The 18,539-nt window shown below is 66.6% G+C and carries 17 protein-coding genes and 2 tRNA genes; 9 read left to right on the top strand and 10 right to left on the bottom strand.

The window, feature by feature from the left end:
* Window positions 1–106: 106 nt before the first annotated feature.
* Window positions 107–487, bottom strand: coding sequence for a DUF5594 family protein (locus CFB40_RS13105; RefSeq protein ID WP_039368496.1), 381 nt, complete (start codon window positions 485–487; stop codon window positions 107–109).
* A gap of 117 nt (window positions 488–604) precedes the next feature.
* On the opposite strand from CFB40_RS13105, the gene CFB40_RS13100 reads away from it, so the two are divergent.
* Entirely contained in the window at window positions 605–1,006 is a 402-nt protein-coding gene (locus CFB40_RS13100; protein ID WP_011352835.1) for a hypothetical protein, read from the top strand.
* A gap of 183 nt (window positions 1,007–1,189) precedes the next feature.
* On the opposite strand, the gene CFB40_RS13095 is transcribed toward CFB40_RS13100, so the two are convergent.
* The gene (locus CFB40_RS13095) at window positions 1,190–1,498 is read right to left on the bottom strand and encodes a hypothetical protein (protein ID WP_089426063.1); all 309 of its coding nucleotides are present in this window, start codon (window positions 1,496–1,498) and stop codon (window positions 1,190–1,192) included.
* A 144-nt stretch (window positions 1,499–1,642) separates the two neighbouring features.
* Between CFB40_RS13095 and eco the strand changes: the two genes are divergently transcribed.
* Window positions 1,643–2,143, top strand: coding sequence for a serine protease inhibitor ecotin (gene eco, locus CFB40_RS13090; RefSeq protein WP_089426062.1), 501 nt, complete (start codon window positions 1,643–1,645; stop codon window positions 2,141–2,143).
* Window positions 2,144–2,172: 29 nt separating this feature from the next.
* Here eco and CFB40_RS13085 read toward each other — a convergent pair whose 3' ends face one another.
* The gene (locus tag CFB40_RS13085) at window positions 2,173–2,787 is read right to left on the bottom strand and encodes a TetR/AcrR family transcriptional regulator (protein WP_089426061.1); all 615 of its coding nucleotides are present in this window, start codon (window positions 2,785–2,787) and stop codon (window positions 2,173–2,175) included.
* A gap of 115 nt (window positions 2,788–2,902) precedes the next feature.
* On the opposite strand from CFB40_RS13085, the gene CFB40_RS13080 reads away from it, so the two are divergent.
* Complete coding sequence (locus CFB40_RS13080) at window positions 2,903–3,643, top strand: SDR family NAD(P)-dependent oxidoreductase (protein WP_089431554.1); 741 nt, start codon at window positions 2,903–2,905, stop codon at window positions 3,641–3,643.
* 54 nt (window positions 3,644–3,697) lie between these two features.
* On the opposite strand, the gene CFB40_RS13075 is transcribed toward CFB40_RS13080, so the two are convergent.
* The 4 genes from CFB40_RS13075 to CFB40_RS13060 all read right to left on the bottom strand — a co-directional run bounded on the left by CFB40_RS13075 (window position 3,698) and on the right by CFB40_RS13060 (window position 4,937).
* A complete protein-coding gene (locus CFB40_RS13075) occupies window positions 3,698–4,030 on the bottom strand; it encodes a hypothetical protein (RefSeq protein ID WP_089431553.1) in 333 nt (110 codons plus the stop codon).
* Window positions 4,031–4,242: 212 nt separating this feature from the next.
* A tRNA-Met gene (locus tag CFB40_RS13070) sits at window positions 4,243–4,319 on the bottom strand.
* Window positions 4,320–4,525: 206 nt separating this feature from the next.
* A tRNA-Arg gene (locus CFB40_RS13065) sits at window positions 4,526–4,600 on the bottom strand.
* 154 nt (window positions 4,601–4,754) lie between these two features.
* On the bottom strand, window positions 4,755–4,937 hold the full coding sequence (locus tag CFB40_RS13060; protein ID WP_006398668.1) for a rubredoxin: 183 nt from the start codon (window positions 4,935–4,937) through the stop codon (window positions 4,755–4,757).
* Window positions 4,938–5,136: 199 nt separating this feature from the next.
* Between CFB40_RS13060 and CFB40_RS13055 the strand changes: the two genes are divergently transcribed.
* The 5 genes from CFB40_RS13055 (at window position 5,137) to CFB40_RS13035 (ending at window position 13,134) form a co-directional block, all read left to right on the top strand.
* Window positions 5,137–5,541, top strand: a complete 405-nt coding sequence (locus tag CFB40_RS13055; protein ID WP_089426058.1) for a DUF4399 domain-containing protein — start codon at window positions 5,137–5,139, stop codon at window positions 5,539–5,541.
* A 320-nt stretch (window positions 5,542–5,861) separates the two neighbouring features.
* Window positions 5,862–7,811: an ATP-binding cassette domain-containing protein gene (locus CFB40_RS13050; protein WP_089426057.1), complete on the top strand. Its 1,950-nt coding sequence runs from the start codon at window positions 5,862–5,864 to the stop codon at window positions 7,809–7,811.
* A 241-nt stretch (window positions 7,812–8,052) separates the two neighbouring features.
* Window positions 8,053–10,035 carry a DNA topoisomerase IV subunit B gene (gene parE, locus CFB40_RS13045; protein ID WP_089426056.1) on the top strand — a complete coding sequence of 661 codons (1,983 nt, stop codon included), beginning with the start codon at window positions 8,053–8,055 and terminating at the stop codon, window positions 10,033–10,035.
* A gap of 69 nt (window positions 10,036–10,104) precedes the next feature.
* Window positions 10,105–12,426 carry a DNA topoisomerase IV subunit A gene (parC, locus tag CFB40_RS13040; RefSeq protein WP_089426055.1) on the top strand — a complete coding sequence of 774 codons (2,322 nt, stop codon included), beginning with the start codon at window positions 10,105–10,107 and terminating at the stop codon, window positions 12,424–12,426.
* Between the two features lie 249 nt (window positions 12,427–12,675).
* Window positions 12,676–13,134, top strand: coding sequence for a CopD family protein (locus tag CFB40_RS13035; RefSeq protein ID WP_069248551.1), 459 nt, complete (start codon window positions 12,676–12,678; stop codon window positions 13,132–13,134).
* Window positions 13,135–13,187: 53 nt separating this feature from the next.
* Here CFB40_RS13035 and CFB40_RS13030 read toward each other — a convergent pair whose 3' ends face one another.
* Window positions 13,188–14,072 (bottom strand): LysR family transcriptional regulator, encoded by an 885-nt coding sequence (locus CFB40_RS13030; protein ID WP_089426054.1) that lies wholly within the window; start codon window positions 14,070–14,072, stop codon window positions 13,188–13,190.
* A gap of 114 nt (window positions 14,073–14,186) precedes the next feature.
* On the opposite strand from CFB40_RS13030, the gene CFB40_RS13025 reads away from it, so the two are divergent.
* On the top strand, window positions 14,187–14,633 hold the full coding sequence (locus CFB40_RS13025; protein ID WP_089426630.1) for a multidrug/biocide efflux PACE transporter: 447 nt from the start codon (window positions 14,187–14,189) through the stop codon (window positions 14,631–14,633).
* A 57-nt stretch (window positions 14,634–14,690) separates the two neighbouring features.
* On the opposite strand, the gene CFB40_RS13020 is transcribed toward CFB40_RS13025, so the two are convergent.
* Both CFB40_RS13020 and CFB40_RS13015 read right to left on the bottom strand, forming a co-directional pair.
* Window positions 14,691–15,899 carry a chromate transporter gene (locus CFB40_RS13020; protein WP_089426053.1) on the bottom strand — a complete coding sequence of 403 codons (1,209 nt, stop codon included), beginning with the start codon at window positions 15,897–15,899 and terminating at the stop codon, window positions 14,691–14,693.
* A 202-nt stretch (window positions 15,900–16,101) separates the two neighbouring features.
* Entirely contained in the window at window positions 16,102–18,441 is a 2,340-nt protein-coding gene (locus CFB40_RS13015; RefSeq protein WP_089431551.1) for a bifunctional diguanylate cyclase/phosphodiesterase, read from the bottom strand.
* Between the last annotated feature and the right edge of the window lie 98 nt (window positions 18,442–18,539).

Here is an 18,539-nt window from a genome sequence, read left to right as displayed (position 1 = left end):
ACCATGCGCAAGGGTGGAGGCGGCGATGAGCGGCCCGGCCGGCGCAACGGCACCGGAGCGGGGCCGGTCGAGTGTATCACCGGGCCGCATCGCGCGACGCCGGCGCTCAGCCTTCGAAGTCGAGGCCGCCGAGCCGCACGAGCGGGTCGGCCTGCGTGCGCGACAGGAGATCGATGTCGCGCGCGCTCTGCCATGCCCCCAGCTTTTTCGGCAGCGCGGCGAGGTAGTGCTCGAAGCGTTGCGGGCCGTCCGGCTCCATCAGCCGCTCGATTTCGTCGGTGTCCCAGGTCAGTTCGAGATTCAGCGGATGGTCGAAGCCGCTGACGTGCTCGTGCGGCGCGCTGCGGATCTGCACGCGCGTCGGGTGGCCGTGGCCGCCATACGGGACGACGTCGGTCAGCACGTGTTCGGCGAAGAAGGCGGCGATTGCCTGTGCGATGCGCGGGGCGAATTCGGTATCGAAACGGCGGGCGGTTTCCGGCTGCATGACGGCGTCTCCTGTATGCCGAAAATCGTAGCACGGCGACGGCGCCTTTCGATGGGCGTGATACCGGTAATCGCGCGTTACCACTTGCTGCATCTATTACGGCCGCAAGCCGCCACAATGCATCGCATCCAGTACCACTTCGCGTGGGAGTCCATCATGAAAAAAATTGCCGCAGTGTGTGTCCTCGCCGGTTCGCTTGCCGTGGCAGGCCCGGCGTCCGCGCATGGCCGCGACGGTGGCGCCGTCATCGGCGCGTTGATCGGCGGCGCGGTGCTCGGCGCGATCGTGACGTCCGCGATGAATCCGCCCGTCGCGTATCAGGCGCCCGCGTACCAGGCACCGGCTTATCAGCCGCCGACGTACTACCAGGCGCCCGCGTATCAGCAGCCTGCGTATCCGACCTACCAGCAGGCGCAGTACCAGGACGACGGCCCGAACTATTGCTACGACCGCTACCAGCGCGCGTATGTGTGCGGCGCGCCCGTCTCGGGTGGCTACGCGCAGCCGGCCGGCTGGTGAGCAGGCTGACGCGCGAAGCGTGAGCAGGCGGCGGTGGCGCCGTTCGCTTCACCGCACCGAACGACAAAAAGGCCCTCGCTTCATGCGAGGGCCTTCGTCTTTTGCGCGGCCGTCCGTTCGTCCGCGTGACGCGTCGGCCATCGTGGCGCGCGGCACGCGGATACAAACGGTTGCAAATGCGCGTCAGTGGCGATGGCCGCCGCCGCCTCCGCCGCCATCGTTCCAGTCGCCGCGGTGTCCGCCGCCGCGCCCCCAGCCGTTGCCGCGGTTGCCGCGATCGCCGTCCCAGCGATGGTAGTCGCGCCGGCCGCGATCCCAGTCGCGTCCGCCGCCACCGCCCCAGATATTGACCGTGCCGTACACGGGCGAAGGGGCGTACGCGTAGCCGGGATCGGAATAGTAAGGCTGCCCGTAGCCGTATCCGGCGTCCGGGGCGACGACGCAGCCGGCCAGCAGGGTGGCGACGCCGGCGGCAGCAATGAGCTTCAGCATGATGTTCTCCGTTGGTTCCCGTATAAGTACCGCGCAAGGGGATTGCCAGCTGTTTGCAATTGTGTCGTCAAATTACAGCGGCGTAAGGTCGTGTGACGGAAGTGTTAGCATCCGGGGCTCATTTTGTTTTTCAGGAGTACATCGATGAAATTCGCGATCCGGGCCGCACTGGCCGCCTTCTGCGTGACGACAGCCGCCGCCTGCGTGGCGGGGCCCGCTTCGGCGCCCGCCGTGACGGCCGAGTCGATCAAGATGTTTCCGCAGGCAGCGGCCGGCCAGCAGCGCGTCGTGATCGCGCTGCCCGCGCTCGAGAACGAAGGCGATGCGCGCGTCGAGCTGATGATCGGCAAGACGCTGCAGACCGACTGCAACCAGCAGTGGTTCGGCGGCGAGCTGACCGCCGAGGACGTGAAGGGCTGGGGCTATACGTACTACCAGCTCACCGACGTGAAGGGGCCGGCATCGACGCTGATGGCATGCCCGGGCCAGGCGCCGCAGCAACGGTTCGTGCAGGTGCGCGGTGACGGCCAGCTGCTGCGCTACAACAGCCGCCTGCCGCTCGTCGTCTATGTGCCGGACGGCTTCGAGGTGCGCTATCGCGTGTGGCATGCGTCGAAGGACGTGCAACACGCGGCAAAGCAGTAACGTTACGGCGCGGCCGCGGCGTCCTGCCGCTACGCGCCGCCCGTACCGACGAGCGCTGGCCATGCGGCCAGCGCGGCTTGCGCGACGGCCTCCAGATCGCGACGGCTCGCACCGTCGCGCGCCTGGATCGACATCCCCTGCTGGACCGTGACGTAGTACCGCGCGATCGCATCGAGGTTCGCTTGTGCGGCGATCTCGCCGGTCGCGACCCCTTGCATGAGACGTTCGCGCAGGTGCTCGACCGTGCGCTCGCGCATCGCGATCAGCGTTTGCCGAACCGTATCGGAGCGCTCGGCCGGATGCAGTGCCGACAGCACGATCAGGCAGCCGGCCGGCTTCGACCGCCGCGTGAACACGCGTGCGGTATCCATCAGGTAGTTCCGTACGGCGTCGTGCGCGCTGCCGGCCTGTTCGACGCCGCCCCAGATTTCCCGCCCCTCCGTTGCGCTGTAATGCTCGAGCGCCAGCCGGAACAACGCTTCCTTGCTGCCGAATGCCGCATACAGGCTCGGCGACGCGATGCCCATCGCGGCCGTCAGGTCGGCCATCGACGCGCCTTCGTAGCCGAGGCGCCAGAACACCTCCATCGCGCGATCCAGCGCCGCTTCCTTGTCGAAGCTTCTCGGTCGGCCCCGTTCAGCCATTGCGTCCGTTCCTTCATCGATTTCTGTATCGATCGATAAATTAAATCAATTGACTGTGTCGCGCAACTTGCCACATTCTGTGTCGGTCGTTACATAAATTAGGAAAGGAACCGACATGAACCGACTTCAGGGCAAGCGTGCACTCATCACGGGCGGCAGCCGCGGCATCGGTGCGGCGATCGCGAAACGGCTGGCGGCCGAGGGCGCGGACGTCGCGATCACCTATGAGAAATCGGCGGAGCGGGCGCAGGCCGTCGTCGCCGGCATCGAGGCGCTGGGCCGCCGCGCCGTTGCGATCCAGGCCGACAGCGCCGATCCGGTGGCCGTGCGCGACGCGGTCGATCGTGCGGCGGAGGCGTTCGGCGGTCTCGACATTCTCGTCAACAACGCGGGGATTTTCCGGGCCGGCGCGCTGGACGACCTCACGCTCGACGATATCGACGCGACGCTGAACGTGAACGTGCGCGCGGTGATCGTCGCGTCGCAGGCGGCGGCGCGGCATCTCGGGGAAGGCGGGCGCATCGTGTCGACCGGCAGCTGCCTCGCCACGCGCGTGCCCGATGCGGGGATGAGCCTCTATGCCGCGAGCAAGGCCGCGCTGATCGGCTGGACGCAGGGGCTTGCGCGCGATCTCGGCCCGCGCGGCGTCACGGTCAACATCGTGCATCCGGGGTCGACGGATACCGACATGAACCCGGCCGACGGCGAACATGCCGGTGCGCAGCGTTCGCGGATGGCGATCCCGCAGTACGGCAAGGCCGACGACGTGGCGGCGCTCGTCGCGTTCGTGGTCGGGCCGGAAGGGCGGTCGATCAACGGGACCGGGTTGACGATCGATGGTGGTGCGAACGCGTGAGTGCGTGAATGCCGACGCCCGGCGTGATTGTTCGACCGGGCGGCGTTGCGTTCGTTATCGGCAGCCGAGCCGGTGATGCTCGGTTTCGAGATCGGCGCGCTTGTCGTAAGCGCGCAGCTCGTTGCGGGGTTTGCCGTCCGGGGCCATTCCGCGCACGACCTTCTGGCCGCGGTCGGGGGCGTGCGTGACGGCGTCGATGCCGGCGGCCAGTTCACGGCAGCGTGCGTCGGGGGAGAGGTTTTCCGCGTGCGGGGCTGCGGCGTTCGTGATGTTGGCGATGCCGGGGCTGACATAGCGCGGCTTCGCGGGTGCGGTAAGGGTGTCGGCGGCGTTTGCCGTGCCGGTCATCGCTGAAAGCGCGGCGAGTGCCGCGATCGCTCGAATCATTGCGGGAGTCCGGATGATGAAGAAGGTTCGGAATTCTACGCAATATGGGGCGCAGGGCCGTGGCGATCGGGCGGGATGCGATCGTGTGTCGCAGGGGACGTCGGCGGCTGAATGCTCCTCGACCCGTATGTGATGCTGGCAGGCCTTGAGCACGCAGCAGTGCATGCGCAAAGCAAAAAGCCCGCTTGCTTTCGCAGAGCGGGCTTCGGTATTGGTTGCGGGGGTAGGATTTGAACCTACGACCTTCGGGTTATGAGCCCGACGAGCTGCCAGACTGCTCCACCCCGCGGCGCGAAGTGTACTAGGGCTGATGTGGAGAGTCAATCGATTGGTGATTTGCGTCGAATGGAATCGGCGGCTCACTTTCAACAAGCGCGAGATCCGGCGTGCAGGTTGGCTGCCGATGCTTCCCGATCCGCTTCGACGTCAGGCGCTTTTCGTCGCCGCCGTTGCGGTATGCGATCGTGGGAAAGTGGATGAGGCCATGAGGATGGCTGGTCCCCCCGACAGGAATCGAACCTGTATCTAGCGCTTAGGAGGCGCTTGTTCTATCCATTGAACTACGGGGAGAGCCATGTCCAGGGAACGCAAAAAACGCGAACCGGACGGCGGTGTGGACAGCGCGCAGAGTATAGCAAACGCGCGGCGCGTCGGCGGGGCGGAATGCATGCCGACGCGCGTGATCGCGTCATCACCCGCGATCGGAAATCAGAGTGTCAGCGAATCAGAAATCGACGACGACGAAATCTTCCTTGCCCACATCGCAGAGCGGGCAGCGCCAGTCGGCGGGAATGTCGGCGAAGCGGGTGCCGGGCGCGATGCCTTCGTCGGGCAGCCCTTCCGCTTCGTTGTAGACCCACCCGCAAATCAGGCAGACCCAGCTCTGGTATTCGGTTACTTCGCTCATGTAGCGCTCGGGAAAATGGAAATTCGGTGATGCCGTCCGCGGCGTGGCCGGCGGACGAAAGGCGCAATGGTACCGGAATTTCGTCGAACGGCTCCGCAACGTCGTTTTAAACGTACGCATCGCGAACAACGCAACCGAAACACGCCTGCCGTGCGTGCGGTGTATGCTTCCGAGGCTGTCCAATCATAAGGAGAATGCGATGCTGAACAGAAAGTGGATCGCAGGTGCGGTATGCGTGGCGGCGATGGCCGTGTCGACGATGGCGCGGGCCGAGGCGCGCGTGTATTTCGAAGCGCCGAGCGAGGGCGCGACGGTGTCGAACCCGGTGCACGTGAAGTTCGGGCTCGAAGGAATGGAGCTTCGACCGGCCGGCGACAACACGCCGAACACTGGCCATCATCACCTGCTGATCGACGGCCGGCCGATTCCGAAGGGCGACGTGATCCCCGCGAGCGAACGTTCGCTGCACTTCGGCAAGGCGCAGACCGAGACCGACATCAAGCTGCCGCCCGGCCAGCACACGCTGACGCTGCAGTTGGGCGACGGCATGCACCGCTCGTACGGCCCCGAATTGAGCTCGACGATCACGGTCAACGTGAAGTAATTGCACGTGCCGCGTACGGACGCCCAGGGCGTCCGGCGCGAAATGGTCGATCGGACGGCCGCAGCATCCGGCCGACGCAGGCGTTTTGCCCGGAACGCACGCCCGGCGTTCCGCGAACGGAAGCCGGGCGCGCCCGGCGCGTGCCAGCGAAGCGCATTGCGTCGATGCGCTTCGATCGACGCCCCGCCTGCCTGCCGCCAAACGCACGTTCCAACCCGCCTCCCAACCCGTTTGCCGGCCTTATCCGTCCGGCCATACCGGCAACGCCGCCCGCGACCGGTACAATGGGCGCTTCCGATTTCTCTCTTCGCCGTCTCCCCATGTCGCTCTATTCCATTTCCGGTGCGCAGCTCGCGTTCGGTCACGTCGCGTTGCTCGATCACGCGGATTTCTCGCTGGAAGCCGGCGAGCGCGTCGGCCTGATCGGCCGCAACGGCGCGGGCAAGTCGTCGCTGCTGAAGATCGTCGCCGGGCTCGCGAAGCCCGACGACGGGCTGGTCACGCGCCAGCAGGAACTCGTGACCGTCTACGTGCCGCAGGAGCCCGAATTCGAGCCGGGCGCGACGGTGTTCGAGGCAGTCGCATCGGGGCTCGCGCACACGCGCGAACTGCTCGAAGAATATGATTCGATCGCGCACCGCCTCGCCGATATACCCGAAGGCGCCGAGCACGATGCGCTGCTCGCGCGGATGAACGTGCTGCAGTCGTCGCTCGATGCGCACGACGCGTGGAGCTGGCGCACGCGCGTGTCGATGACGCTCGCGCAGATCGGCCTGGCGGACGTCGATGCTCCCGTCGATGCGTTGTCGGGCGGGATGCAGAAGCGTGTCGCGCTGGCGCGCGCGCTGGTGCTGCAGCCCGACGTGCTGCTGCTCGACGAACCGACCAACCATCTCGACTTCGACGGCATCCGCTGGCTGGAAGAACTGCTCGTCGCGCAGCGCGCCGGCCTGCTGTTCATCACGCACGATCGCGCGTTCCTCGACCGCGTCGCGACGCGCATCGTCGATCTCGATCGCGGCCGCCTGCTGTCGTACCCGGGCAATTTCTCCGCGTACCAGACGCGCAAGGCACAGCAGCTCGAAATCGAGCGCGTGGAAAACGAGAAGTTCGACAAGTTGCTCGCGCAGGAAGAAGTGTGGATCCGCAAGGGCGTCGAAGCGCGCCGCACCCGCAGCGTCGGCCGCATCGCGCGGCTCGTGCAGATGCGCAACGAGCGCGCGGAGCGCCGCAACACGCTGGGCAACGTGAAGCTGGATGTCGCGCAGGGCGAGAAGTCCGGCAAGATCGTCGCGGAGCTGACCGACGTGACGAAGCGCTACGGCGGCCGCGCGGTCGTCGATCGTTTCTCGACGACGGTGATGCGCGGCGACAAGATCGGCTTCATCGGCCCGAACGGCGCCGGCAAGACGACGCTGCTCAAGCTGATTCTCGGCGAACTGAAGCCCGACGAGGGCACGGTGCGCATCGGCACCAACCTGCAGGTCGCCTATTTCGACCAGATGCGTGCACAGCTCGACCAGGAGAAGAGCCTCGCGGATACCATCAGCCCCGGCAGCGAATGGGTCGAGATCGGCGGCGTGCGCAAGCACGTGATGAGCTATCTCGGCGATTTCCTGTTCGCGCCGGAACGCGCGCGTTCGCCGGTGAAGTCGCTGTCGGGCGGCGAGCGCAACCGGCTGCTGCTCGCGCGCCTGTTCGCGCGTCCGGCCAACGTGCTGGTGCTCGACGAACCGACCAACGACCTCGACATCCAGACGCTCGAACTGCTCGAGGAGCTGCTGGCCGACTACGACGGTACGGTGCTGCTCGTCAGCCACGATCGCGCGTTCCTCGACAACGTCGTGACGTCGGTGATCGCGGCCGAGGGCGACGGCAAATGGCGCGAATACGTGGGTGGCTTCAGCGACTGGCAGATCCAGAGCGCGCGTGCCGATCAGCTCGCGCAGCAGGAAGCCGCGAAGCGTGCGGTCAAGGAAGCCGCGCCCGTCAAGGAAGAGGCGGCGAAAAGCGCCGCGGGCCGCAACACGCAACGCACGGTGAAGCTGTCGTTCAACGAGCAGCGCGAGCTCGATTCGCTGCCGGAGAAGATCGCGGCGCTGGAAGAGGAGCAGAAGACGATCAATGCGCGGCTCGAAGACGGCTCGATTTTCGCGAAGGATCCGCAGGAAGGCACGCGCCTGACCGAGCGGTTCGCGGCGATCGACGACGAATTGCTCGAAGCGCTCGAGCGGTGGGAAACGCTCGAGGCGAAGCGCAAGCCCGCGTAAAACGCAGACGCGTCGCGCGGCCGGCGGCCGCCGCGCGCGATTCCGCGATTGGCGTGCCACGCGGAACCAGTAAAATACCGCGCGTCCCGGGCAGCGCAGCGCACGCCGCGCGCCCGCTTTCGGAGCAGTCCAAGCACACCGTTGTTTCGATTCGCTTTTTTACGGAACTCAACGTTTTGTCCACGACGTTATCCACACGAGGTGTGGACAACGTCCCGATGAATGACGAAATTCAGCGCCTATGTCAACGAAGAAACCCAGCGCGGCCTATAGCGAAGCATCGATCAAGGTGCTCAAGGGTCTCGAGCCGGTCAAGCAGCGGCCCGGCATGTACACCCGTACCGAGAATCCGCTGCACATCATCCAGGAAGTCATCGACAACGCGTCCGACGAGGCGCTTGGCGGCTACGGCAAGCAGATCACGGTCACGCTGCACGCCGACCAGTCGGTCTCGGTCGAGGATGACGGCCGCGGCATCCCGTTCGGCATGCACCCTGAAGAGGGCGTGCCGGTCGTCGAGATCGTATTCACGCGCCTGCACGCGGGCGGCAAGTTCGACAAGGCCGCGGGCGGCGCCTACACGTTTTCGGGCGGCCTGCACGGCGTCGGCGTGTCGGTGACGAACGCGCTGGCGACACGCCTCGACGTGACGGTCTGGCGCGACGGCAAGATCGCGGAACTCGGCTTCGCCGAAGGCGACGTGGTGAAACCGCTCGCGACGCAGGGCGCGGGCCGCGGCGAGAAGAAATCCGGCACGCGGGTGCAGGTGTGGCCGAATCCGAAGTATTTCGATTCGCCGAACCTGCCGCTTGGCGAACTGCAGCGCCTGCTGCGCTCGAAGGCCGTGCTGCTGCCGGGCGTCGAGGTCGTGCTCGTCAACGAGAAGTCGGGCGAGCGCCAGACGTGGAAGTATGAAGACGGCCTGCGCGGCTACCTGCTCGACGAAATGAACGGCAGCGAGCTGCTGATTCCGCTGTTCGAAGGCGAGCGCTTTGCCGATTCGCGTTCGGGCGACGACACCTTCGCCGAAGGCGAGGGCGCGTCGTGGGTCGTCGCATGGAGCGAGGAAGGCTCGCTCGTGCGCGAGTCGTACGTGAACCTGATCCCGACGCCGGCCGGCGGCACGCACGAATCCGGCCTGCGCGACGGTCTCTACCAGGCAGTGAAAAGCTTCGTCGAACTGCACAACCTGCAGCCGAAGGGCGTGAAGCTGCTCGCGGAAGACGTGTTCGCGCGCGTGTCGTTCGTGCTGTCCGCGAAGGTGCTCGATCCGCAGTTCCAGGGGCAGATCAAGGAACGCCTGAACAGCCGCGACGCGGTGAAGCTCGTGTCGTCGTTCTCGCGTCCGGCGCTGGAGCTGTGGCTGAACCAGCACGTCGAGCACGGCAAGAAACTCGCCGAACTCGTGATCAAGCAGGCGCAGGCGCGCACGCGCGCCGGCCAGAAGGTCGAGAAGCGCAAGAGCTCGGGCGTCGCGGTGCTGCCCGGCAAGCTGACCGACTGCGAGACGGAAGATATCGCGCGCAACGAGCTGTTCCTGGTCGAGGGTGACTCGGCAGGCGGCTCCGCGAAGATGGGCCGCGACAAGGAATACCAGGCGATCCTGCCGCTGCGCGGCAAGGTGCTGAACACGTGGGAAACCGAGCGCGACCGCCTGTTCGCGAACAACGAGGTGCACGACATCTCGGTCGCGATCGGCGTCGATCCGCACAGCCCGGATGAAAGCGTCGACCTGTCGAACCTGCGCTACGGCAAGATCTGCATCCTGTCGGACGCGGACGTCGACGGTTCGCACATCCAGGTGCTGCTGCTCACGCTGTTCTTCAAGCATTTCCCGCAACTGATCGAGCGCGGCCATGTATGCGTTGCGCGCCCGCCGCTGTTCCGCGTCGACGCGCCCGCGCGCGGCAAGAAGGCTGCGCAGAAGCTTTATGCACTCGACGAAGGCGAACTCGAGGCGATCCTCGACAAGCTGCGCAAGGACGGTGTGCGCGAGACGCAATGGAGCATCAGCCGCTTCAAGGGTCTCGGTGAAATGAGCGCCGAGCAGCTGTGGGATACGACGATGAACCCCGACACGCGCCGCCTGATGCCGGTGAAGCTCGGCGAGCTCGACTACGAGGCGACCGTCGCACGCATGACGATGCTGATGGGCAAGGGCGAGGCAGCCGCGCGACGCGGCTGGCTCGAGGAAAAGGGCAACGACGTCGAAGCGGACATCTAAGCCGAACACCTGCGCGGCCGGGCATGACGCCCGGCCCGGCCTTACGCCACTTACGAATACGGAATTCAGATGGACGACAACACTTCCGATCTCTTCGCCAGCTCCGATGCACCGGATGCCGACGCGCTGACGCTCGGCAACTACGCGGAGCAGGCGTATCTCAGCTACGCGGTCAGCGTCGTGAAGAGCCGCGCGCTGCCCGACGTGTGCGACGGCCAGAAGCCGGTGCAGCGCCGGATTCTCTACGCGATGAACGAAATGGGCCTCGGCCCGGACGCGAAGCCGGTGAAGTCGGCGCGCGTGGTCGGCGACGTGCTCGGTAAATACCACCCGCACGGCGACCAGTCGGCATACGACGCACTGGTGCGTCTCGCGCAGGATTTCTCGCTGCGCTACCCGCTGATCGACGGGCAGGGCAACTTCGGCTCGCGCGACGGCGACGGCGCGGCGGCGATGCGATACACCGAAGCTCGCCTCACGCCGATCGCGAAGCTGCTGCTCGACGAGATCGACCAGGGCACGGTCGACTTCATGCCGAACTACGACGGCTCGTTCGAGGAGCCGAAGACGCTGCCGAGCCGCATGCCGTTCGTGCTGCTGAACGGCGCGTCGGGCATCGCGGTCGGTCTCGCGACCGAAATCCCGTCGCACAACCTGCGTGAAGTCGCGGGCGCAGCGGTCGCGCTGATCCGCAATCCGAAGCTCTCGCACGCGGAGCTGATGAACCTGATTCCCGGCCCGGATTTCCCGGGCGGCGGGCAGATCATCTCGAGCGACACCGAAATCGCGGCGGCCTATGAAACCGGCCGCGGCAGCCTGAAGGTGCGCGCGCGCTGGAAGATCGAGGATCTCGCGCGCGGCCAGTGGCAGCTCGTCGTGACCGAGCTGCCGCCGAGCACGTCGGGCCAGAAGGTGCTCGAGGAAATCGAGGAGCTGACGAACCCGAAGCTCAAGCTCGGCAAGAAGACGCTGACGCCCGAGCAGCTCAACACGAAGAAGGCGATGCTCGACCTGCTCGACGCGGTGCGCGACGAGTCGGGCAAGGAAGCGGCGGTGCGGCTCGTGTTCGAGCCGAAGTCGCGCACGATCGACCAGACGGAATTCGTGAACACGCTCCTCGCGTACACGAGCCTCGAGTCGAACGCGACGCTGAACCTCGTGATGATCGGCGCGGACGGCCGGCCGGGCCAGAAGGGCCTGCTGACGATCCTCGACGAGTGGGTGAAGTTCCGCCAGTTGACGATGACGCGCCGGTGCCGCCATCGTCTCGCGAAGGTCGACGACCGCATCCACATCCTCGAAGGGCGGATGATCGTCTTCCTGAACATCGACGAGGTGATCCGCATCATCCGCGAGTCGGACGAGCCGAAGGCCGCGCTGATGAGCGCGTTCGGGCTCAGCGAACGGCAGGCGGAAGATATTCTCGAAATCCGGCTGCGCCAGCTCGCGCGGCTCGAGAAGATCAAGATCGAGAAGGAACTCGAAGCGCTGCGCGACGAAAAGGCGAAGCTCGAGGAACTGCTCGCGAACGAAAGCGCGATGAAGCGGCTGATGATCAAGGAGATCGAGGCCGACGCGAAGCAGTACGGCGACGATCGCCGCACGCTGATCCAGCAGGAAAAGCGCGCGACCTTCGAGGCGAAGGTGGTCGACGAGCCGGTCACGGTGGTCGTGTCGCAGAAGGGCTGGGTGCGTGCGCTGAAGGGCCACGGGCTCGACCCGGCCAGCTTCTCGTTCAAGGCCGGCGATCATCTGTACGCGGCGTTCCAGTGTCGCACGCCGGATCGCCTGATCGCGTGGGGCAGCAGCGGCCGCGTGTACTCGGTGGACGTGTCGGTGCTGCCGGGCGGGCGCGGCGACGGCGTGCCCGTCACGTCGCTGATCGAGCTCGAGTCGGGCTCGCACCTGATGCACTACTACGCGGCGCCGGCCGACCAGCAACTGCTGCTCGCGTCGAGCAACGGCTTCGGCTTCCTCGCGAAGGTCGGCGACATGGTGAGCCGCGTGAAGGCCGGCAAGGCGTTCATGACGATCGATGCGGGCGCGGCGCCGCTCGCGCCGATGCCGGTGCTGCCGAACGCGACGCAGGTCGCGTGCCTGTCGAGCGGCGGCCGCCTGCTCGTGTTCGGGATGGACGAGATGAAGACGCTGTCCGGCGGCGGTCGCGGCGTGATCCTGATGGCGCTCGACGACAAGGAAACGCTCGTGCAGGCGCTCGCGATCGATCCGGCCGGCGTCGTGCTGATCGGCACCGGCCGCGGCGGCAAGACGATGGACGAAACGCTGTCGTATGCGGGGCTGGCGCCGCACGTCGGCAAGCGCGCCCGCAAGGGCCGCACGCCGGACACGAAGCTCAAGGTCGTCAGCGAACTGCGTCCGCTGCTCGGCTGACGCTACGCACGTTCGATCGCTCGGTTCAGCCGCGATCGAAGGCCGCACCTCCGCTTCGGCGGACGTGCGGCCTTTTCTTTTGGACGGGGATTCGGGTAAGCAAGCGTGGCGCTGTCACGCGGAACTTGCAAAATAATGTGAAATCGCGCCTGGGGTCTGAACCGCTCGGCGACAATCCGGTCGAACGTCGCTCGATGCCGCGTACGACGCGGCCGTTCGCCGCACCCCACTCCTCACAGGATCGCCGTCATGTCCCATGCTGTCTCCGTCGCGCTGTTTCTTCATCTGCTGGCCGTCGCCGTGTGGGTGGGCGGGATGGTCTTCGCCAACTTCTGCCTGCGTCCGGCGCTGTCCGACCTGTCGCCGCAGCTGCGGTTGCCGCTGATCGAGGGCGTGTTCGGCCGCTTCTTCAACTGGGTCTCGGGTTCCGTGATCGTGATTCTGCTGACCGGCGGCTTCCTGCTCGTGCAATTCGGCGGCGCGCACGCGACGTGGTCGCTGCACGCGATGGCCGGGCTCGGCGTCGTGATGATGCTGATCTTCGGGCATATCCGGTTCGCGCTGTTCCCGCGCATCCGCCGTGCGGTGCAGGCGCAGAAGTGGCCGGACGGCGCGCGCGCGGTGAATACGGTGCGCCTGCTCGTGCTCGTGAACCTCGTGCTCGGCGTCGTCACGATCGGCGCGGCGGTGTTGTCGCGCGGTTTCTGATTGACCGCAGCCGGCCGGCCCGCGCGCAGCCGCGGGTGCGCCGGCAAGCGCCGCTACGCGGCCAGCATCGCATCGAGCAGCCATGAGCCGACCGGTCCGAGCGGCCGGTTGCGCGACCAGACCGCATCGACCCGCACACGGCGCGGCCAGCCGCGCGCACGCAGTTCGCACAGCCGATCGCGCGCGAAGTGGTCGACCATCCAGCGCGGCAGTTCGGCCCAGCCGAACCCCAGCACGGCCATCTCCAGCAGCATCAGGTAGCTTGGCGCCAGCCAGTGCTGCGTGCCGACGACGATCCGGTCGTCGGCGCCGCGGCCTTCCGTTTTCACATAGGTATTGAGGCGCAGTTCGCGCACGTCGCGCAGCGCGGCGTGCGGCACGTCGGTGTCGCCGTATTCGGCGAGCGCGTGCGTGCGGCCGACGAACAGCCCGATTTCCGATTCCTCCGCAATCGTCGCCGCGCCGATATCGGCCGGGTAGGCCGCGCGCGCGGCCATCAGCCCCAACTGCGCGCGCCCCTGCTGGATCAGGTCGAGCACGTCTTCGTGCTCGGCGATCTGGCATTCGAGCTCGAGCGCCGGAAAGCGCCGTTCGAGCGCCATCAACGTTTCCTCGTAGCGCTTCGACTGGTACGTATCGGACACGACGAGCGTCAGCCGCGCTTCCTCGCCACGCGCGAGCCGCGCGGCCGTCCGGTCGATCGCCGCGCCGGCCTCGAGCGCGCGCTGCACCTGCGGCAGCAGCGCACGCCCGGCATCGGTCAGCGTCGGTGCGCGCGTCGAGCGGTCGAACAACTGCACGCCGAGATCGATCTCGAGGTTCGCGATCGCCTCCGACACGGTCGACTGGCGCTTGCCGAGCTTGCGCGCGGCGGCCGTGAACGAGCCGAGCAACGCGGCTTCGGCGAAGGCGAGCAGGGCTTCGGGGGCGTGGCGCATGCGGCGCTCCTGGCGGGTGATATATCGGTAAAACCGATGATATCAAACTGGATTCATACGGTTATGCCGATCAGAATGGCGGCCATGTACGAAGTAGACGAATCGGAGGGAATCATGAAACAGGTCAACAAAACGGTGACGGAACGGCTGCTGCATGCGCTGACGTTCGAGCTGGTCGCGATCGCGCTGTGCGCGCCGATCGGCGCGTGGCTGCTCGACATGCCGGTGTCGCACGTCGGCGTGCTGACGGTAATGGTGTCGCTGATCGCGATGGCGTGGAACATGGCGTTCAATACGCTGTTCGACCGCTTCGAGCGTCGCGCGGGGCTGACCCGCACGCTCGGCATGCGGATCGCGCATGCGGTCACGTTCGAGCTCGGCCTCGTCGCGATGGTGGTGCCGGTCGCCGCGTGGTGGCTGAACGTGAGCCTCGTCGAGGCGCTGCTGCTCGACCTCGGCATCGTGCTGTTCTTCCTGCCTTACACGTTCTGCTTCAACCTCGCTTACGACGCGCTGCGCGCCCGCTGGATGGCACGCCGGGTCGCGATGCAGGCAGGTTGAGGAGGGCCTGGACGGGCGAAGGCCGGTAGAACCCGGCGGGGCGGTGGCCGTCGCCCGTCAGCGCGCGGCGGCCAGCAGCCACACGCCGCAAGCCACCGCGACCGTGCCGTACACGGCATAGACGGGCACCTTGAAGCGCGCGAAGCACAGCGTCGCGAAGGCGCCCGTCAGCCAGTAAACGGGGTCGACGGGTTCGCGGTGCAGGATTCTCACGACGGCGACGACGAGAAAACCCGTGGTCGCGGCACGCAGCAGGCGCATCCCGTGCTCGAAGCGCGAGTGGCGCTTGAGCCGGGACAGGTGGTTCTGCGCAAACACGACGAGGCATCCCGACGGAATGAACAACGCGGCCGTCGCGAGCAGCGCGCCGACCCAGCCGTCGGTCAGGTAGCCGAGAAACGGGACGACGTTCAGCAGCGGCCCCGGCGCGACAGGGGACAGCGCGAACGCCAGTGTGAAGTCGTGATCGGAGATGCCCGTTGCGGGCGTGACGAACAGCGTCTTGAGCACGGGCAGCGCGGAAAAGCCGCCGCCGAACAGCGTCATGCCGGCGCCGGCGAGACGCGGCCACAGCAGCGTCGCCTGGTAATCGCCGGGCAGCGGCACCGCGAACAGCGTGACGAGCACGCCGAGCAGCACGAGCAGGTTGCGGTCGCGGGTCGACAACGTGAAATCGACCGCGTCGCGTTGCGGCGGCCCCGTGAGCCAGCCGGCCGCGAACGCGGCGAAGAGAATCCCGACGAAGGCGGCCGGATTATGTGCGAAACCGAGCAGAATCGTCGACAGCGCGGCGATCAGTTGTTCGCGCCGTGTGCGCGCGAGCGAGCGCAGCTGCTTGACCCACGTGACGCCGATCAGCGCGGCGAGCACCATCCCGAAGTGATTGATCAGCATCGGCGCGGCGAGCGAGCGCACGAGCGGCGTGCGGTAGAAGATCGCGAACAGCGTCATCAGGATGGAGAACGGCAGCACGCTCGCGATGCCGGCGATCCATGCGCCGATGCGACCATGCAGGATCTGGCCGACCTGCACCGCCACGTTGCAGCCGACGGGGCCCGGCACCAGCCAGGCCAGCGCGACGAGGTCGCCGAAGACGTTGGGCTCGATGCGCTTCAGCCGCTCCACGTAGTGGCGTTCGAGCTGCGCCATCATCGACAGCCCGCCCCACGAGACCGCCGAAATGCTGGCGACGACCTTGAACAGGTCCCACAGGGACGCCTGCGCCTGTTCGATATCAGCGGTCGCTTCGATTTCGACGGTAGTCATGTTGGTGGTATGAGCGCGGGGCCCGATCTCTCGCGTGTGGCCATGCCGGCGGCCCGCCGACACGTTGGCCCTCCCAATTGTCCGCCGCGCACCGTGACACTGCCATGCGCGAAAACGCTAGTTCATGAACTAAACAATTGGATCGGAAAACGAAACAATGCCGGCGCACGCAATAGCCACCAAGGCCACGGCCGCGCTGCGCTTACGCGCCCGTGCTGCCGGTCGCGCGATGCGCGATCACGTTCGGCGCGTCGCCGCGCACGCCGAAGCGTGCGATCAGCGCGGGAATCGCGTCGGCCGGCACCGGTCGCGAGAACAGGAAGCCTTGCGCCTCGATCTCGCCGAGCGCGGCGAGCCATGTGATCTGCTCCTCGGTTTCCGTGCCTTCGACGACGACGGTCAGGCCGAGCGAGCGCGCGAGATGCACGATCGACGACACCATCACGCACACGCTGCGATCGTTCGGGATCGCCTGCACGAACGAGCGGTCGACCTTCAGCGTGTCGACGGAGAAGCGGTGCAGGTACGACAGCGACGAATAGCCGGTGCCGAAATCGTCGAGCGCGATGCGGATGCCGAGCTTCTTCAGCGCGACGATCTTCTCGGACACGAGCTCCGGATATTCCATCATCGCGGTCTCGGTGATCTCGATCTCGAGCCGGTTCGCGTCGATGCCGGTGTCCTGTAGCGCCTGCGAGATCGTCTCGATCAGGTCGCCGCGCCAGAACTGCACCGGCGAGATGTTGACCGCGAGCGTCAGCGTGTCGTGGCCTTCGTCGCGCCAGCGCGCGATCTGCTCGCACGCGGTGCGGATCACGAAGTCGCCGATCGGCACGATCAGGCCGGTCGATTCGGCGATCGAAATGAATTCGTTCGCGGAGATGACGCCGTGCTCCGGATGATCCCAGCGCGCGAGCGCTTCGAAGCCGGTGATGTGGCGGTGCGTGAGGTCGATCTTCGGCTGGTACGCGAGGAACAGCTGCCCCTCGGCGAGCGCGACGCGCAGTTGCTGTTCCCAGCGCATCAGGTGGTCGGCGCGGTGCGACAGGTGCGGCGCATAGAACTGGTAGCAGTTCTTGCCGGCGTCCTTCGCGCTGTACATCGCGAGATCGGCCTTCTTCAGCAGGTCGATCTCGCTCTCGTTCGCCACCGTGTGCAGCGCGATGCCGATGCTCGCATGCAGCACGAACGAGCTGCCGCGCACGTCGAACGGTTCGCCGAACATCCGGATGATCGCTTCCGCGAGCCGCACCGCGCGCCGCTCGACGTCGTCGCCCTTCATCACCACGACGAATTCGTCGCCGCCGATGCGCGCGAGCGAGCCTTCGTCGCCGACCGCATCGGACAGGCGCGACGCGGTCATCTGCAGCACGATGTCGCCGGCGTTGTGGCCGAGCGTGTCGTTGACGGTCTTGAAGTTGTCGAGATCGATGAACAGCAGCCCGAGCCGCGACAGGCTCGCCGGCATCGACACGTCGTTGCGCAACCCGCGCAGCGTCGCATAGCGGTTCGCGAGGCCGGTGAGGAGGTCGTACTCGGCGAGCTGCGTCATTTCGCGCTCCCGGCCGAGCAGCTTGCCGATCAGGCCCGTCGCGACGCCAAAGAACGCGAGCATCGCGAGCGTGATGAAGCTCGTCATCAGCAGGTAGACGTTGCGCGTGTGGTAGTAGTCCGCGAATTCCTCGGTTTGCGACAGCCCGACCATCACCGCGAGCGGGTAGCCGTCGAGGTGGCGGTACGACACGATGCGCGTCACGCCGTCGATCGGATCGATGATCGTGCCCGTCACGCGCTCGGCGATCGGGTAAACACCCGACGCGGAAAACGCGCCGGGCGCATTGCTGACCGAGCCCGTGCGCCGCGCGAGCACCGCGCCGGTATCGGACACGACCGCGATCACGCCTTCCTTGCCGATCGCCGCGTTGTTGTAGAAGTCGTTGGTGAAGTAGCTCGGGTCTTCCGACACGACGACGATGCCCGCGAAGCTGCCGTCCGGGTTGTTCAGGCGCCGTGTCATCTGCAGCGTCCAGTGGCTCGACACGCGGCCGAGTACGGGCTTGCTGATGAACAGGCGGTCGTCGTTGTGCGCGAGGTGGACCTTGAAGTGCTCGCGGTCGGACAGGTTGATCGGCTGCGGATGCAGCTCGGCCGTGTTCGCGAACAGGATGCCCTTCGCGTTGACGAGCGACACCTGGATCAGCGTGTCGCTCGGCACGACGCCTTTCTCGACGGCGCCGGCGAGGTTGAAGCGGGCGGGCGACTTCTCGAATTCGAACTTGACGAAGCGGGTGATCTGGTCGACCTGGTGGATCGCCTTGACCGTATGCTGCTCGAGCGCGGAGGACAGGATCGCGGCGGAAGCCGCTGCTTCCTTGTACGCGCTGTCCTTTTCCACCGACAGACGCGCGATGATCACGGCCCACAGCAGCGCGAGCGCCAGCATCCCGAGCAGCGGGATCGCAAATAGCGCACGCCGGCGCGATTTGCGCGGCGCGCGTAGCGGCCGGGGCGGCGGCGTGTGGTTGGACCGGGCGGAGCTCATCGAAGCGGGTGGCGTCCTGCTCGCGTGCGCCATCCGTCTGGATGGCTGACTATTGGTTGGGGTTGTCCCGACGTCTGTTCGTTCGCGGGACACGCAAC

It is taken from the genome of Burkholderia sp. AU31652, from assembly GCF_002223155.1.
In the GTDB taxonomy this organism is placed as follows: Bacteria; Pseudomonadota; Gammaproteobacteria; order Burkholderiales; family Burkholderiaceae; genus Burkholderia.
The sequence above is the reverse complement of the archived record's forward strand: the minus strand, read 5'-3'. Positions and strand labels throughout refer to the sequence as shown.

Coding starts and splice junctions, on each gene's coding strand:
- CFB40_RS13025 (WP_089426630.1), top strand. CDS start 14,187: ATGAAACAGGTCAACAAAACGGTGACGGAACGGCTGCTGCATGCGCTG.
- CFB40_RS13050 (WP_089426057.1), top strand. CDS start 5,862: ATGTCGCTCTATTCCATTTCCGGTGCGCAGCTCGCGTTCGGTCACGTC.
- CFB40_RS13085 (WP_089426061.1), bottom strand. CDS start 2,787: ATGGCTGAACGGGGCCGACCGAGAAGCTTCGACAAGGAAGCGGCGCTG.
- parE (WP_089426056.1), top strand. CDS start 8,053: ATGTCAACGAAGAAACCCAGCGCGGCCTATAGCGAAGCATCGATCAAG.
- CFB40_RS13100 (WP_011352835.1), top strand. CDS start 605: ATGCATCGCATCCAGTACCACTTCGCGTGGGAGTCCATCATGAAAAAA.
- CFB40_RS13105 (WP_039368496.1), bottom strand. CDS start 487: ATGCAGCCGGAAACCGCCCGCCGTTTCGATACCGAATTCGCCCCGCGC.
- CFB40_RS13015 (WP_089431551.1), bottom strand. CDS start 18,441: ATGAGCTCCGCCCGGTCCAACCACACGCCGCCGCCCCGGCCGCTACGC.
- CFB40_RS13020 (WP_089426053.1), bottom strand. CDS start 15,899: ATGACTACCGTCGAAATCGAAGCGACCGCTGATATCGAACAGGCGCAG.
- CFB40_RS13055 (WP_089426058.1), top strand. CDS start 5,137: ATGCTGAACAGAAAGTGGATCGCAGGTGCGGTATGCGTGGCGGCGATG.
- CFB40_RS13095 (WP_089426063.1), bottom strand. CDS start 1,498: ATGCTGAAGCTCATTGCTGCCGCCGGCGTCGCCACCCTGCTGGCCGGC.
- CFB40_RS13035 (WP_069248551.1), top strand. CDS start 12,676: ATGTCCCATGCTGTCTCCGTCGCGCTGTTTCTTCATCTGCTGGCCGTC.
- CFB40_RS13030 (WP_089426054.1), bottom strand. CDS start 14,072: ATGCGCCACGCCCCCGAAGCCCTGCTCGCCTTCGCCGAAGCCGCGTTG.
- eco (WP_089426062.1), top strand. CDS start 1,643: ATGAAATTCGCGATCCGGGCCGCACTGGCCGCCTTCTGCGTGACGACA.
- CFB40_RS13080 (WP_089431554.1), top strand. CDS start 2,903: ATGAACCGACTTCAGGGCAAGCGTGCACTCATCACGGGCGGCAGCCGC.
- CFB40_RS13060 (WP_006398668.1), bottom strand. CDS start 4,937: ATGAGCGAAGTAACCGAATACCAGAGCTGGGTCTGCCTGATTTGCGGG.
- parC (WP_089426055.1), top strand. CDS start 10,105: ATGGACGACAACACTTCCGATCTCTTCGCCAGCTCCGATGCACCGGAT.
- CFB40_RS13075 (WP_089431553.1), bottom strand. CDS start 4,030: ATGATTCGAGCGATCGCGGCACTCGCCGCGCTTTCAGCGATGACCGGC.